The sequence below is a fragment of the Pseudoalteromonas sp. MEBiC 03607 genome (assembly GCF_004792295.1).
Lineage (GTDB): Bacteria > Pseudomonadota > Gammaproteobacteria > Enterobacterales > Alteromonadaceae > Pseudoalteromonas > Pseudoalteromonas lipolytica_C.
The window spans coordinates 3,608,219-3,624,225 of sequence record NZ_SRRY01000001.1 but is presented as its reverse complement, the minus strand read 5'-3'; the positions used below and the strand labels follow the sequence as shown (position 1 = coordinate 3,624,225).

Below are 16,007 nucleotides of genomic sequence, written 5' to 3'. Positions count from 1 at the left end.
GTTATATGTCTCTTTCTTTCTTAGTTAGCTGCTAGTGTTTTAAAGTATTCTTCTAATGCGTCGACTTGTGCCTGTGGGTTATCTAACGCATTAAATACTCGCCTAAACTGACCGTCACTGTCATGGGTTTGCAAATACCAAGATACATGCTTTCGAGCGATACGCGCTCCCATTGGCTCCCCGTAAAACTGATGAAGATTGTCTAAATGCTCCATCAAAATGCTACGCACCTCTGCAATTTCAGGTGCTGGCAAATGTTCTCCAGTTCGCAAATAGTGGTCTATCTCCCTGAATATCCAAGGGCGACCTTGGGCGGCTCGACCAATCATAATGGCATCTGCACCCGTATAATCCAAAACCTGCTTTGCTTTTTCTGGTGAAGTAATATCACCATTGGCAACCACAGGGATAGACACTGAACGTTTAATATCCTTAATTGTGGCGTACTCAGCTTCACCTTTATACATACATGCGCGTGTACGCCCATGTACGGCCAATGATGCTATGCCATAACGTTCAGCGATTCTCGCAATCTCGACACCATTACGGTTTTCCTGATCCCATCCGGTACGGATTTTTAATGTGACAGGAACATCTACGGCATTGACTACCGCATCAAGTATCTCTTCCACTAATTCAGGAAACTGTAATAAGGCAGAGCCTGCAAGTTTCTTATTCACTTTTTTAGCTGGGCACCCCATATTGATATCTATGATCTGTGCGCCATTGCTGACATTGAATTGTGCTGCCTGCGCCATAAGCTCAGGATCGGCTCCGGCGATTTGCACCGAGCGAATTCCCGACTCACCGCTGTGATCCATACGGTTCATCGATTTTTCGGTTTTCCATACTTTCGGGTTTGACGAGAGCATTTCAGAAACAGCAAGGCCAGCACCTAAGCGACGGCAAAGTTGTCTAAATGGTCTGTCTGTAATGCCTGCCATTGGCGCGACAATTACGTTGTTCTCAAGTTGGTATGAACCGATACGCACGTTATTCAATTGGCCTCTTTTCAAGGGGCGCTAAGTTTACGGTTTTTTTTGCAAAAATCAAAGGCTATAAATTGAACAAAAGTGACTTTTTTTTGCCCTTTTCGTATTGACTTTTGATAACAGTTTGACGAGTAGGTTGATTTGTTTGTTATTTGAACAAAAATAATTTTGCTTGTACAAAGGCGAGAAACTGCAGACTGTAAAAATAAGGTAAAGCCTGTTAAATACTGGCTTTACCTATTAGCTTAGAGTTAATGCTCTAGAGAGGGTTAAGCCTTCTTCGTACCACTTACTCGGGTCCATTCACCTTCAATAGCAATCTCATCAAGTGCTAAAAACGGGGCATAAACGTCCGCTACAGACTGAGCTTGCTCTTCTAAAATACCTGACATAGCAATTTTACCATTCGGTTTTAAAAGGCCTAAGATCACTTCATGTAGTTCGCGAAGAGGCTGAGCTAAAATATTTGCAACGACTATATCGGCAGTAAACTCTGGTTGATCTTCTGGTAAATAGACTTCAAGTTTATCTGCGACACCGTTACGCTGTGCATTATCACGGCTTGCTTCAAGTGCTTGAGGATCAATATCGATGCCGATCATACGCTCAGCGCCAAGCTTGATCGCGGCTATTCCTAAAATACCCGATCCACAACCAAAATCGACCACGGTTTTACCTGTTAAATCTTGGCTTTCAAGCCACTTCAAGCAAAGCGCTGTGGTTGCATGGGTGCCTGTACCAAAGGCAAGGCCTGGGTCGAGTAATACATTAACAGCATTAGGATCGGGAATATCACGCCAGCTTGGACAGATCCATAAGCGCTCACCAAATTGGATAGGGTGGAAGTTATCCATCCATTCACGTTCCCAATCTTTATCTTCAAGCTGTTCTATTTTATAAACGAGCTTATCGGCAAGGGTTGCTTCAGCTTTTAGAGTTTCTACCACGCTGTCCATGTCATGGTTAGCGTCATAAAGACCAATTACAGTCGTATCGGCCCATAGTTGAACAGTGCCAAGCTTAGGTTCATAAATAGGGGTATCTTTGGCGTCAACATAAGTTACTGACGCGCTGCCAGTGTCCATTAATAAGTCGCTGATTAATTCTGCGTTGTCAGCATTTGCATTGATGCGAATTTGGATCCAAGCCATGAATATCTCTCGAATAGAAAAAAGGCCGCAACAGCGGCCTTTTAGTTAATAATGCGATACTAAGTTACTTAGCATCTAAGAAGCTTTTCAGTAAGTCTGAGCGAGAAGGGTGACGTAATTTACGTAACGCTTTCGCTTCGATTTGACGAATACGCTCACGTGTTACGTCAAACTGTTTACCTACTTCTTCTAATGTATGGTCAGTGTTCATATCGATACCAAAACGCATACGTAGTACTTTAGCTTCACGTGCTGTTAAGCCCGCTAGTACATCGTTTGTTGCGCCACGTAATGATTCCATTGTTGCAGAATCAATAGGTGAATCGATTGTGGTATCTTCAATGAAGTCACCTAAGTGCGAATCTTCATCATCACCGATTGGTGTTTCCATCGAAATTGGCTCTTTCGCGATTTTAAGTACCTTACGGATCTTATCTTCAGGCATTAACATACGCTCAGCTAATTCTTCTGGGCTCGGCTCACGACCCATCTCTTGTAGCATTTGACGAGAGATACGATTTAGTTTGTTGATCGTCTCAATCATGTGCACAGGGATACGGATGGTACGTGCTTGGTCAGCAATCGAACGTGTAATTGCTTGACGGATCCACCATGTTGCATAAGTTGAGAACTTATAACCACGGCGGTATTCGAACTTATCAACCGCTTTCATTAGACCAATGTTACCCTCTTGGATAAGGTCTAAGAATTGTAAACCACGGTTGGTGTATTTTTTCGCAATCGAGATTACAAGACGTAAGTTCGCTTCAACCATTTCTTTTTTCGCACGGCGAGCTTTCGCTTCACCAATACTCATACGACGGTTGATGTCTTTAATTCGCTCGATACTTAAACCCGTGCTTTCTTCAATTGCACGTAACTTGCTAATGCAACGGATGATTTCTGGTTTAACTTCTTCAAGTGCAACCGAATATTTCTCGTTTGCAGCAATTTCAAGGTCAATCCAGCTAGTATCTGTTTCGTTGTTAGCAAAATGCTTGATGAAGTTCTTTTTCGGTAACTTCGCAATTTGTACAGCTTGTTTCATGATGATACGTTCTTGTACGCGAACGCGGTCCATCATTTCACGCATGTTGTTTACCATGCGGTCAAACTGTTTAGGAACTAACTTAAAGGTTTTAAATAGTTCGCCAATTTCTGCAATAGCTGCTTGTGAATCTGGGTGAGCACGGCCTTTTGCTTCAAACGTATCACGTGCTTTGTTGTAAAGCTCACGTAAGTTTTCGAAGTGAATACGTGCTTCTTCAGGATCTGGACCTGTATCACCATCGCTATCATCATCGCTATCGTCATCATCGTCTTCATCGTCAGCTTCGTCGTCTTCGTCGTCAAGCTGCTCTTCGTTTAGCTCTGAACCGATGTGTGTGGCAGAAATTTGTGATTCGTCTTCATTATTAGGATCAAAGAAACCAGAGATAATGTCGCTTAAGCGCATTTCTTCGGCTTCAAACTTATCCCATTGCTCTAGTAGATAAGTAATTGCTTCTGGGTATTCAGCAACAGAAATCTGAACTTGGTTGATACCTTCTTCAATACGCTTAGCGATAACAATTTCGCCTTCACGTGTGAGGAGTTCAACAGTACCCATTTCACGCATATACATGCGCACAGGGTCGGTTGTTCGACCGATCTCTTTTTCTACAGTCGCAAGTGCAGCGGCCGCGGCTTCTGCTGCGTCTTCGTCTGTCGTTGTTTCTTGCATCATTAATTCATCAGCATCAGGCGCATTTTCGCTAACCTTGATACCCATGTCATTAATCATGCTAATGATATCTTCTACCTGATCTGAGTCGATAATGTCTTGTGGAAGGTGATCATTAACTTCTGCAAAAGTTAAATAACCTTGCTCTTTACCTTTTTGAATCAGAAGCTTTAATTGTGACTGAGGAGTTGGATCCATAGAGATTTATTCTTCCACTCTGAAAGTTGATACAACAGGCGCCAGCTCGCTTACTAAATAAGCGACACGAAAACTAACTAGACGCAGTGAATAGCACAGTATAACAGAATTATTCAGTTCTGACTAGCTGTTGCTACCTTTTAACGCTTGTGTTAGTAACAGACATTCTAGCCTTTCTTCGCTGCTTAAGCCTTGGGTCTTGTCTTTTATTAATAGGGTCTCTAGTCGATAATTTAAACACTGGTCTTCAATAAATTTAAAAGTATTTTTAAAAACTGTCTCTAAACGATCGTCATTTATTTGGTGCTGCCAAGTCGCTAATTTAATCAACGCATCGTACTCTTGGCTACCTCGGAACGATTCTAAAATTTGTGCCGTGGTGATACCTTGTCGCTCAAGCGCTAAATGCTGAATGCGTAAAAATAACTCAATACCGGCAATTTTCATTTCAGCAAGTTCTGGCATATAAGCAATGCTTGTCGCGAGATTTGGATGCTGTAATAAAATTCCGATAGCTTGGCGCATTGGCGTTATTTTAAATTTACGCTCAATAGCATGCTGTTGCTTTGGAGTCTTAACACGGTTGTTTAATTGTTCTCTTGTTCGACCAATTAAACGGCCTAAATGTTCCAAAATATTTTCTTGATAAAAATCACTTGGGATTTTTTCAATTAATGGTAAGGCATCACTGAGTAGCTTTGCTTTACCTGCATCTTGAGTTAGGTCAACTTCTTGGCTGAGCTTATTAAATAATACTTTACTAAAGTCGTCGGCATCGCTCAATCTTGCTTCAAAGGCATCTTTACCTTCTTTTTGTACCAGTGAATCAGGGTCTTCACCGTCAGGTAAAAATACAAATTTTAATGATTTACCATCGCCAAGATAAGGAAGTGCATTCTCAAGTGCACGCCATGCTGCATCACGACCAGCACGGTCACCATCGTAACAACAAATCACTTTATCTGTGGTTCTAAATAAAGTGTGCATATGTTCTGCGGTTGTTGCTGTACCAAGGGCTGCAACGGCATATTCGATACCTTGCTCAGCCAAAGCAACCACATCCATATAACCTTCAACAATCAAAATATGGTCAAGTTTTTTATGTGCTTGTTTTGCTTCGTATAAACCATAAAGTTCAAAGCCTTTATGGAAGATACGTGTTTCTGGTGAGTTGAGGTATTTAGGCCCTTGATCGGCCTGCATGACTCGGCCACCAAAGGCGATAACCCGACCGCGTTTATCGCGAATAGGAAACATGAGTCGATCACGGAAAAAGTCAAATTGGCGACCAGGCGACTTTTCAGAAGCAAGCTTTAGCTCTACTAACTGCTCTTTTTGTTCTTTGTTACGGCCAAGTTGCTGGCATAACGCCTCCCATTCACTAGGCGCATAACCAATCATGAATTTTTTCGCTGTTTCACCGCTTAAACCACGCCCTTTGATATAGTCGATGACCATTTTAGAATTAGCATGATGCTTCAATTGATGTTGATAAAAGCGAGCGGCGTGTAACATTAAATCGTAATCAGAGCGCTTTTGTTCTGCAGTGCGTTGAGGACCTGAGCTGCCACCTTGTTCACGAGGCACGTCTAAATTGAGCATACTCGCTAGCTCTTCAATGGCATCAACAAATTCTAGTTTGTCGTATTCCATAACAAACGAAATAGCATTGCCATTAGCGCCACAACCAAAGCAGTGATAAAACTGTTTATCTTGGGAGACAGTAAAAGAAGGGGTCTTCTCGTTATGAAAAGGACAACATGCTTGGTAGTCTTTTCCCGCTTTTTTTAAGCCAACTTTTGAATCAATTAGCTCCACAATATCTGTACGAGCGAGTAAATCATCAATAAATTGTCTAGGGATTTTTCCGGCCATAGCTGTTGTTTTTTCCTGCGCTATCTATGCGTTTTAAAATAAGATTTGAACACAAATACGGTGTTTATGAAAGACTAAAAGCAAGAAACCGAGCACTAGGCTCGGTTTGCTTGAATCATACATCTGTATGTGGGGGTTAGGCAGTTAATCGTTGCTTGATTAAGCCAGAAATCTTACCTAAATCGGCACGACCTTCAGCTTTGCTTTTGATAACTCCCATTACCTTACCCATGTCTTGCATACCCGCTGCATTTGTATCAGCAATAGCCGAGTCAATAAGAGCAATGATTTCTTCTTCACTCAATTGTTGAGGCAAGAATTCTTCAAGTGCTTTAATCTCATTGGCTTCAATTTCAGCTAAATCTTCACGACCCGCATCAATGTACTGGGTGTAAGAATCGCGACGTTGTTTTACAAGCTTTACTAAGACAGCGGTGATACCGTCGTCATCAAGTGTAATTTGCTCGTCAATTTCACGTTGCTTGATTGCTGCAAGTACCATGCGGATTGGCTTAAGACGTTCTTTGTCTTTTGCCTTCATCGCATCTTTTTGCGCATCTTTTAGCGTTAATAAAAGGCTCATTTATACAAGACCAAATACTGATTAGTATAATTTAACGCGACGTGCGTTATCGCGAGAAAGCTTCTTCATGTGACGCTTTACTGCAGCAGCTTTTTTACGCTTACGCTCAGCTGTTGGTTTTTCATAGTGCTCGCGACGACGAACTTCTGAAAGGATACCTGCTTTTTCACATGAACGCTTGAAGCGACGAAGTGCTACGTCAAACGGTTCGTTCTCTCTTACTTTAATTACTGGCATTAAAAATTCACCTACCTAAATAATGAGCGTTGCTCAAGTTGATCGAATAACGATCAAGTGGTTCAAAAATGGTGCGGTATTGTAATCCGAAGCAACACCACATGTAAAGGATAATATTAACAGAATCTGAGTCGGCAAAACAGTGCTAATTTGTTTCGCGTTGATACAATCTACAAAGGACTTGGCCTGCAGTTTTTTCTTTTAAAAGCAGCCAGTTATCAGGAATGTCTAAATTACTAAGCTCACTTTCAACCTCTACATAGATAAGAGCTTGCTCAGTTAACCAGTGATTTGATTCGAGCAAAAAACAACTTTTTTCGGCTAAATTCTGACGGAATGGTGGGTCAACAAAAACCAAATCAAATTTATCGTTCTCAGCATTATTGTTTAAGAGTGTTAGGCTGTCCCCATGCTTTACTGTGGCATTTTTAAGTTGCAAAGTAGCGATATTGCTATTCAACTGCGCCGTTGCGCTTTTGTCGAGTTCGAAAAATACCGCGCTGGCTGCAAAACGAGAAAGTGCCTCAAAACCAAGCCCTCCAGAGCCGGCAAAGCAATCGAGTACGGCTGCGTCACGTGTATCTTGCATTAGCCAGTTAAATACAGTCTCTTTAATACGATCTGTGGTCGGACGTAAGCCCTGCACATCTTTTACGGGCAGTTTTCTGCCACGGAATTGACCACTAATGATACGAATAAAGCCATTGGCTGTTTTATTGTTAGCGGCTTTAACTGGGCGTTTAGCTGTTGATTTTTTTCTCATTTAACTCACTAATCATTGGTAACTGACCACTTGCTCAGATAATATTGTAAGCAATGGCTAGCGTGTCATTTTTCTAAAGCGCTAAAAGTGTTAGTATTGCGACCCTAGCGATAGATGGTATCCGTTTTAGTTTGGCTAAATTAGCTGGACTACCACCAAACTATTATTCATGTAAGTTTATCAGATTTTTATAAGTGGTTATTAGCAAGTATGGCAAAAAAAAGTAAATTCTTGTCTTGGTTTGGTTTTGGCAAATCAGAAAAACAAAAAGCAGAGCAAACAGCGACTGAGGCTGATAACCAGAAGCAATTAGAAGAACAACAGCGCATCGCTGCTGAAAAGGTAGAAGCTGAACGTTTAGAGCAAGAGCGTATTGCTGCCGAAAAGGCCGAGGCGGAACGCTTAGAACAAGAGCGCATCGCTGCTGAAAAGGCTGAGGCTGAACGTTTAGAGCAAGAGCGTATTGCTGCCGAAAAGGCTGAGGCTGAACGTTTAGAGCAAGAGCGTATTGCTGCCGAAAAGGCCGAGGCGGAACGCTTAGAACAAGAGCGCATCGCTGCTGAAAAAGCAGAGGCTGAACGTTTAGAGCAAGAGCGCATCGCTGCTGAAAAAGCAGAGGCGGAACGTTTAGCTCAAGAGCAGCAAGCGGCAGAACAACAACGCCAAGAACAACAAGCTCGTCTTGCTGAGCAAGAAGCAGCAATGAAATTAGAGCAAGAACGTGCTGCAGCAGAACAGGCGCAGCGTGAAGCTGAGCAACTTGCAGCAGAAAAACGCGATGCTGAACGTGCAGAGCAAGAACGCATTGCTGCCGAAAGACGCGATGCTGAACGTTTAGAGCAAGAGCGCATTGCTGCTGAAAAAGCACAAGCAGAGCGTTTAGAGCAAGAGCGTATTGCTGCCGAAAAGGCACAAGCAGAGCGTTTAGAGCAAGAGCGTATTGCTGCCGAAAAGGCAGAGGCGGAGCGCTTAGAACAACAGCGTATCGCTGCCGAAAAGGCAGAGGCGGAGCGCCTAGAACAAGAACGTATAGCTGCCGAAAAGGCTGAGGCGGAACGCTTAGAACAAGAGCGTGTTGCTGCCGAAAAGGCAGAGGCGGAGCGCTTAGAGCAAGAGCGTATCGCTGCCGAAGAGGCGGAGCGTTTAGAACAAGAACGAATTGCTGCAGAACAAGCAGAGGCGGAACGTTTAGAACAAGAACGAATTGCTGCCGAAAAAGCAGAGGCGGAGCGCTTAGAGCAAGAGCGTATCGCTGCCGAAGAGGCGGAGCGTTTAGAACAAGAACGAATTGCTGCAGAACAAGCAGAGGCGGAGCGCTTAGAACAACAACGAATCGCTGCAGAACAAGCAGAGGCGGAACGTTTAGAGCAAGAAAAAGCTGCTCAAGCTGCGGCTGAAAAACCAAAGAAAGAAGGTTTCTTCGCACGCCTTAAAAAAGGCCTATTAAAAACTCGCGTTAATATAGGTTCAGGCTTTGCGTCTATTTTTAGTGGTAAGAAAATAGATGATGAGTTATTTGAAGAACTAGAAACACAATTACTGACTGCTGATTTAGGTGTTGATACAACAATGAAGTTGATTGATAACCTAACTGATGCAGCAGACCGAAAGCAATTAAAAGACGGTGATGCGCTTTACGAGCTGATGAAGCAAGAAATGGCAAGCATGCTCAAAACGGCTGAGCAGCCGCTGGTTATTCCTAGTGACAAAAAACCATTTGTTATCTTAATGGTAGGTGTAAATGGTGTTGGTAAAACCACCACGATTGGTAAATTAGCTAAGCAGTTCCAAAACGAAGGTAAGTCAGTGATGCTTGCAGCTGGTGATACTTTCCGAGCTGCAGCGGTTGAGCAGCTACAAGTGTGGGGCGAGCGTAATAGCATTCCGGTTATTGCCCAGCACACAGGTGCAGACAGTGCGTCAGTGGTATTTGATGCATTTCAAGCTGCAAAAGCACGTAACATTGATGTGTTAATCGCCGATACAGCAGGGCGCTTGCAAAATAAAGACAACTTAATGCAAGAGCTTGAAAAAATTGCTCGTGTAATGAAAAAAATCGACCCAGATGCGCCACATGAAGTCATGTTAACTATTGATGCTGGCACAGGGCAAAATGCAATTAGCCAAGTTAAACTATTTAATGAATGTGTTGGTTTAACTGGGATCACCTTATCTAAGCTTGATGGTACAGCTAAAGGTGGTGTGATCTTCGCTGTTGCAGATAAATTTAATATTCCAATTCGTTACATTGGTGTTGGTGAGAGTATTGATGATTTACGTACATTTAATAGTAATGACTTCATTGATGCACTATTCAGCCAAGATGAGGACGATGCATAATTAATTAAAAGGGAGCGTGCTCCCTTTTTCGCTGCAAGATGATTGATAATTAAAATGATAAATTTTCAGCAAGTCAGTAAAACATACCCAGGTGGCCACCGTGCCCTTGAGAAAGTTAGTTTTCATATAAAGCCTGGCGAGTTAGCCTTTTTAACGGGTCACAGTGGCGCAGGTAAAAGTACTTTGCTAAAGCTCATAAGTTTGATGGAGCGACCATCGGCAGGGCAGGTACTTATTAATGGTGTAGACTTAAACGCTGTTAAATCGCGGCAAATACCTTATGTGCGCCGCGATATAGGGATCATCTTTCAGAATCACCGCTTATTAGAACGTTACTCTGTGTTTGATAATGTTGCTTTGCCTTTAATAATCGAAGGGACGCATCATAAACAAATTGCAAAACGAGTAAATGGTGCGCTTGATAAAGTGGGCTTACTTGATAAAGCCAAATGTAATCCTGCGACACTATCGGGTGGTGAGCAACAACGTGTTGGTATAGCCCGAGCAATCGTCAACTCCCCCCCGATTCTACTTGCCGATGAGCCAACGGGTAACTTAGATCCTGAGCTTTCTATGGATATTCTGCGTTTGTTTGAAGATTTTAATAACCACGGTACTACAGTGCTTATTGCGACTCACGATATAGGTCTTATTGCACGCATGCGCTATCGCAGTTTAACGCTCAAAGATGGTCGTATGATTGAAGACCCGTTAGCTGAGGGGGCACTATGAGTTTATTATTTAAAAGCCGGCCTAGCCAAAATGAGCGCCAAAAAAAATCACTTTTAGCAGCGCCGTACTTCTTTATTCTTAACCTTATTCGTCAAGGTATTCACAGTTTGGGTGAAATGTGGCGAACGCCTCTTGCCTCGTTAATGACCATTGCGGTATTGGGGTTAAGTTTAACGCTCCCTGCGACACTTTATTTAGTAGTCAAAAATGTCTCACAAGTAAGCAGTGGCTTTGAAGATGCAGCAGAGATCTCATTGTTTGTTAAAGAAACTATGACAGAGCAACAAACGCAAACTTTAGTTAAGCGTTTAGCACTCTACCCAGAAGTTGATAAAGTGGAGTTTATCTCAAAAGGTGATGCCCTCACTGAATTCAAACAAGTATCAGGATTTGGTCAAGCACTTGAGTATTTAGATGCTAATCCGTTGCCAGATGTTGTGATTGTTACGCCTACAGCACGATACCGTCAGCCGAATACAGCCAAGCAATTACTGCAAAAGCTGGAGGCCGAAAGAGAAGTTGATTTTGGTAAGCTCGATATTGCTTGGCTTGAACGCTTAAATGCACTTTTAAGTTTATTAAAAGAAAGCGTTATTACCATTGCTCTACTATTATTAACTTCCGTCACTTTGATCATCGGTAACACTATCCGTTTATCAATTATGGATAAGAAAGATGAAATTCAAGTGATGAAATTAGTTGGCGCAACGAACACCTTTATTCATGCGCCATTTTTATGGACAGGGATTTGGTACGGCATTATTGGTGGTTTGTTCTCTTTTATTTGTGTTGCTTTAATGATGTGGTGGCTAGGAGCTGCGGTGAGTGAAGTGGCTGGCGTATATGAAACAAGCTTTGATTTAATCGGATTAACTTTGGCTGAGTTTGCTATTTTAGTTGCTCTTGCAACTGGATTAGGATTTGTTGGTTCTTACTTATCTGTAAACCGTTATATAAAAGAAATAGAACCTGATAAAGTTTAGCTAGTCGTATTGAGCGCTATAATTTTAGCGCTTTTTACTGTCGTTAATTTGTCATATTTAGCCGTTATGCTGTTTATTTAGGTTTTGAATGGATACTCTATTTACCTTTCAAAACGCCTAAAAAGCTAGAATTCATCGCTTATTCAGCGCCTTAAAGTAAAATAAAATTATCTTAAAAAAACCACTTGATTTGAACTTTAAAAAAGTTTTTAATTCAAGTTAGCACTCTCGCTTAAAGAGTGCTAAGATGGTTTCAAATGTTTATCACTGAGGTGAAAAATGAGTAAAGATTTATACGCAATGGCACTTACTGCAGGTCAACAGAGCGCAAGTATGGACGGCTACCTTCAAGCGGTTAGCACTATTCCTATGCTTGATGCAGAGAAAGAAAAGCAGTTGGCGACACGTCTTCAGGAAGAAGGTGATCTTGAAGCTGCGAAGCAACTCATTATGTCGCATCTACGCTTTGTTGCTCATATTGCGAAAAGCTATTCAGGTTATGGCTTACCGCAAGCTGATTTAATTCAGGAAGGTAACATCGGTCTGATGAAAGCGGTAAAACGTTTCGACCCAAGTGTAGGTGTTCGCTTAGTCTCATTCGCAGTACATTGGATTAAAGCTGAAATTCATGAGTACGTACTGAAAAACTGGCGTATCGTGAAAGTTGCAACAACAAAAGCGCAACGTAAATTATTCTTCAACCTACGCAAAAACAAAAAGCGTCTAGGTTGGTTTAACCAAGCTGAGGTTAGCACTGTTGCTAATGAGCTAGGTGTAAGCGAAAAAGAAGTACGTGAGATGGAATCACGTATGAGTGGCCAAGATATGGGCTTTGACTTAACGGGCGACGACAATGACGACGCACCGACAAGCACATACTCGCCAGTACAATATTTAACAGATGGCAGTGCTGACCTTGCTGACGATATCGAAGAGCAGCAATGGCAAGAGCAATCTCATGCTCGTTTATTCAGTGCGTTAAAAACCCTTGATGAACGTTCACAAGACATTGTAAGTGCACGTTGGTTAGCTGATGACAAAGCAACACTGCAAGAACTTGCTGAGAAATATAACGTTTCAGCAGAGCGTGTTCGCCAGCTAGAAAAAACAGCGATGAAAAAACTGCAATCAGCAATGAGCTAATAGCAATCGCTATAGCAAACCATCTTTAGTAGACTACAAAGCCTCGCAAATGCGGGGCTTTTTGTTTTAAGGACGCGGTATGTCACAGATTGATTATCAACACGTATTAGATGAAATCACAAAAGAAGTTCAGCCATTACTGAGTCAAGGTAAGGTTGCTGATTATATCCCTGCACTTGCAGAGGTTGAGCCCAACCAGTTCGCTATTGCGATTCATACCGTGGATGGGAAAACCTACTGTGCGGGTGATTGTGGTGCACGTTTTACTATTCAATCTGTTTCTAAAGTAATGACCTTAACCTTAGCACTTCAGCGTTATGGTGATGAGCTGTGGCAACGAGTCGGAAAAGAGCCTTCAGGTACTGCCTTTAACTCACTAACACAGCTTGAATTTGAACAGGGTATACCACGCAACCCATTTATTAACGCCGGTGCTATTGTCACCTGTGATGCTTTATATAGTCGTTTATCAGCACCGATGCATTCAATGCTTGAGTCATTTCGTCAGTTATCAGGGAATCCTCAGGTTGTTATAGATAAAAAAGTCGCAAATTCTGAATATGAGTTTCGTCACCGTAATGCCGCCATGGCGCATTTAATGAAATCATTTGGCAACTTTAATAATGAGGTTGATGATGTGTTATGGGCCTACTTTAACTTCTGTGCCATTGAACTTAACTGTATAGAATTAGCAAAAGCTTACAATTACTTAGCGAATCAAGGTAAAGATGCCAGCGGCAATAAAGTGCTCAACGCCAGACAAAATAAGCAGTTAAACTCGTTACTATTTACCAGTGGTTTGTACGATGCTGCGGGAGATTTTGGCTACCGTGTTGGCATGCCGGGTAAGTCAGGGGTATCGGGTACTATATTAGCTGTGTTACCGAATCAATTTACTGTGGCTGTTTGGGCGCCAAGGCTTAATTCGTATGGTAACTCAGTAGCTGGGATAGCCGCTCTTGAGCGTTTATCCCAGAAACTGGATATTTCGATTTTCTAAAAGCGGTTACTGATCCCAGTAAACTTGCTCTAAACAATCTTCACGTTCAGGTAAACCACGCGATAAACGTGGAGAGTGCTGAACAAGTACTTCATAACTTGCACGGTTAGCGTATTTACTAATTTGTGCAAGTGATGAGTAAGTCATTGCAGGTTGCTGATGCTTCGCTGAGTTTGCCACATTAAGTTTGTGGTAAACGTTTGCTGATAAGTCATGTAATACCGCAGCAAGAGCGCAATCGCCTGCACCATTGGTGTTTTTAATGCTGTCTGGGCCGCCCATAAATGGTGCTGTGTGGCTATAAGCACGAATAGGGTTTTGGCAATCGTCTTTACGCATAGCGCGCGAAAATTCATAGCGGTTAAAGTCAGCAATCGCACCTGGTAATAGTGGATATTCTGTTTCACGCTTGAATGAATCGTCTACATAACCTGCCATAAATAAGCCTTTTTCGCCGGCAGTGCAAATAACTAAGTCTGTCCAGTCTAGTGCTTTGTCGGCAGCCAGAAGTGGGTCTTCAAAGCCAGTAATAGCAAGCCCTTCTTCTTCGTTCATCGCAAGAATATCAACATGTTCTTTAACGAAATCAGCCCACCAGGTAGGGTCTTGTTCAATTAAGAACTTAGTTCCAAGCGTTAAAACCACAGGTACGCCTGCATCATTGGCATATTTTACTGCCTGCATGGTGGCTTCTGTCATGGTTTCATCACCTTGCGTACGCATTAGGTATGCGCTGATCACCAGTGCTGAAGAGTTCTCAATAAGTTCTTGATCGATAGATTCAGGGCGAAGATGATTCATAAGTCCAGCGCTGATCGCAAAGGTACGTTCACCTGTTTCGTCAATCAAGGTAAAGCAGCGACCAATTGGGCCGTCTACAGGCTGAAGATAATCAAGATCAACACGGCTAGAGGTATTACATAAAAAGCGGTATGCATAGCTACCAATTTTAATGTTTTCACTCATGACTCCTAATAACACTGAACGGTCGTCAGCTAGTGTTGAGTAGTTGTGCATGGTGTTACCTACTGTACCGCCGGCAAACTCATAGTCGATCATGTTGTCGAGTTTCAGTCTGTCGTATAACGCATTGGTAATATCGCTATCGATTACTTGCGACATGCCACGGCGCAATTGAAATTCATCTAGGAAAGCTTGATCAACTTTCGCTTCAATATCCACCACAATTTGGTCGATACCCGTAATATAACTACGTTGTAGTCGTTCGGTTGAGTTAAGTTGATTCGTCAGTGGATCTTTGGCTTCCACCGGAAAATAATGTTTATGCCTGCGGCGTCCAGGAAATTTCATTTGCTACCCGTGTTGTAAGCTAAATAAAAAAAGCGCGAGATTATAGCGCAATATGAGGCTGTTGAGCCATGAAAAAGCCACTAAATTTTGCGTTAATTTTTAAGTGTAGCAGTATTTATTGCCGACATTTTTCACTAACTAGGTATAATTACTCACAGTTTTACAAGATTTGTGTGATATATGAGCGAACAATTTAGCGACCAGTATTGGATGGAAAAAGCATTGAGCTTTGCCAATGAAGCGGCAGCGATTAATGAAATTCCGGTGGGTGCTGTGCTCGTAAAAGACAATCAACTAATAGCTTTTGGCTATAACCGCTCAATTACCGATAACGACCCATCCGCTCACGCAGAAATGATGGCAATCCGCGAAGCAGGCAAAGTACTTAATAACTATCGCCTAATAGATTGCACCTTGTATGTAACCCTCGAGCCGTGTTCGATGTGTGCAGGACTATTGGTTCATAGCCGTATCAAGCGACTCGTATACGGTGCTAAAGATGCCAAGACGGGCTCTGCGGGTTCTATTATGAATCTATTACAAGAACCAAGGCTTAATCATCAAGTTGAAGTAACCGGTGAAGTTATGAGTGAGCAGTGTGGGGCGGTGATATCTAAGTTTTTTAAGCGTCGTAGAGAAGAGAAAAAGGCGGCTAAGCTTGCAGCTCGCAACGCCTAGTTATACAACCGGCGTTGCAGGAACTTGAGCTTCCATTAACTGCATCGCAAATAAGCGGCGACGCCAAATAACTTTTTTGTGTGTATTACGCAGCATGATACGACGGCGTGTCGCTGTTGAGTAAATAACATTACGCTTGAACTTATGTGTCTTGCGTCTTCTTTTTAACATGTGTGCTCCTTAAGTGAGAGAAAAGCATTATATACCCAAGCCACCTCAAGATGCGAGTTTCAGTTGGAATTAAAAGCGATTTAGGCAAGGCATTGATTGCAAGTAATAGTGGTTCTATTGTTAAAAT

15 protein-coding genes are annotated in these 16,007 nt (G+C 42.3%); 6 read left to right on the top strand and 9 right to left on the bottom strand.

The features are described from left to right. Positions 1-20 precede the first annotated feature (20 nt). From dusB to rsmD, 7 genes are all read right to left on the bottom strand, one after another. Positions 21-992, bottom strand: coding sequence for a tRNA dihydrouridine synthase DusB (gene dusB, locus E5N72_RS16480; RefSeq protein WP_171040393.1), 972 nt, complete (start codon positions 990-992; stop codon positions 21-23). Between the two features lie 269 nt (positions 993-1,261). After that, positions 1,262-2,143, bottom strand: a complete 882-nt coding sequence (gene prmA, locus E5N72_RS16475) for a 50S ribosomal protein L11 methyltransferase (protein ID WP_135926104.1) — start codon at positions 2,141-2,143, stop codon at positions 1,262-1,264. 64 nt (positions 2,144-2,207) lie between these two features. Then, complete coding sequence (gene rpoD, locus E5N72_RS16470; RefSeq protein ID WP_135926103.1) at positions 2,208-4,064, bottom strand: RNA polymerase sigma factor RpoD; 1,857 nt, start codon at positions 4,062-4,064, stop codon at positions 2,208-2,210. Between the two features lie 123 nt (positions 4,065-4,187). After that, positions 4,188-5,939, bottom strand: a complete 1,752-nt coding sequence (gene dnaG, locus E5N72_RS16465; protein ID WP_135926102.1) for a DNA primase — start codon at positions 5,937-5,939, stop codon at positions 4,188-4,190. A 136-nt stretch (positions 5,940-6,075) separates the two neighbouring features. After that, positions 6,076-6,522, bottom strand: a complete 447-nt coding sequence (locus tag E5N72_RS16460) for a GatB/YqeY domain-containing protein (RefSeq protein ID WP_062568695.1) — start codon at positions 6,520-6,522, stop codon at positions 6,076-6,078. Between the two features lie 21 nt (positions 6,523-6,543). Further along, entirely contained in the window at positions 6,544-6,759 is a 216-nt protein-coding gene (rpsU, locus tag E5N72_RS16455; RefSeq protein ID WP_002957797.1) for a 30S ribosomal protein S21, read from the bottom strand. Between the two features lie 145 nt (positions 6,760-6,904). Next, positions 6,905-7,522, bottom strand: coding sequence for a 16S rRNA (guanine(966)-N(2))-methyltransferase RsmD (gene rsmD / locus E5N72_RS16450; RefSeq protein WP_135926101.1), 618 nt, complete (start codon positions 7,520-7,522; stop codon positions 6,905-6,907). Between the two features lie 210 nt (positions 7,523-7,732). Between rsmD and ftsY the strand changes: the two genes are divergently transcribed. From ftsY to glsB, 5 genes are all read left to right on the top strand, one after another. Beyond that, positions 7,733-9,862 carry a signal recognition particle-docking protein FtsY gene (gene ftsY, locus E5N72_RS16445; RefSeq protein WP_135926100.1) on the top strand — a complete coding sequence of 710 codons (2,130 nt, stop codon included), beginning with the start codon at positions 7,733-7,735 and terminating at the stop codon, positions 9,860-9,862. A gap of 54 nt (positions 9,863-9,916) precedes the next feature. After that, on the top strand, positions 9,917-10,594 hold the full coding sequence (ftsE, locus tag E5N72_RS16440; protein WP_135926099.1) for a cell division ATP-binding protein FtsE: 678 nt from the start codon (positions 9,917-9,919) through the stop codon (positions 10,592-10,594). Then, positions 10,591-11,577 (top strand): permease-like cell division protein FtsX, encoded by a 987-nt coding sequence (gene ftsX / locus E5N72_RS16435; protein WP_135926098.1) that lies wholly within the window; start codon positions 10,591-10,593, stop codon positions 11,575-11,577. Before ftsE ends, ftsX begins: the two co-directional genes overlap by 4 nt. A 279-nt stretch (positions 11,578-11,856) precedes the next feature. After that, entirely contained in the window at positions 11,857-12,720 is an 864-nt protein-coding gene (gene rpoH, locus E5N72_RS16430; protein ID WP_054551048.1) for an RNA polymerase sigma factor RpoH, read from the top strand. A gap of 79 nt (positions 12,721-12,799) precedes the next feature. Further along, on the top strand, positions 12,800-13,720 hold the full coding sequence (gene glsB / locus E5N72_RS16425) for a glutaminase B (protein ID WP_135926097.1): 921 nt from the start codon (positions 12,800-12,802) through the stop codon (positions 13,718-13,720). Between the two features lie 6 nt (positions 13,721-13,726). Here glsB and E5N72_RS16420 read toward each other — a convergent pair whose 3' ends face one another. Then, the gene (locus tag E5N72_RS16420) at positions 13,727-15,031 is read right to left on the bottom strand and encodes an inosine/guanosine kinase (protein WP_135926096.1); all 1,305 of its coding nucleotides are present in this window, start codon (positions 15,029-15,031) and stop codon (positions 13,727-13,729) included. 180 nt (positions 15,032-15,211) lie between these two features. Between E5N72_RS16420 and tadA the strand changes: the two genes are divergently transcribed. Continuing rightward, complete coding sequence (tadA, locus tag E5N72_RS16415) at positions 15,212-15,709, top strand: tRNA adenosine(34) deaminase TadA (RefSeq protein ID WP_135926095.1); 498 nt, start codon at positions 15,212-15,214, stop codon at positions 15,707-15,709. Here the strand turns inward: tadA and E5N72_RS20645 are convergent, their stop codons facing one another. Then, complete coding sequence (locus E5N72_RS20645; protein WP_167658517.1) at positions 15,710-15,880, bottom strand: hypothetical protein; 171 nt, start codon at positions 15,878-15,880, stop codon at positions 15,710-15,712. Positions 15,881-16,007: the final 127 nt, after the last annotated feature.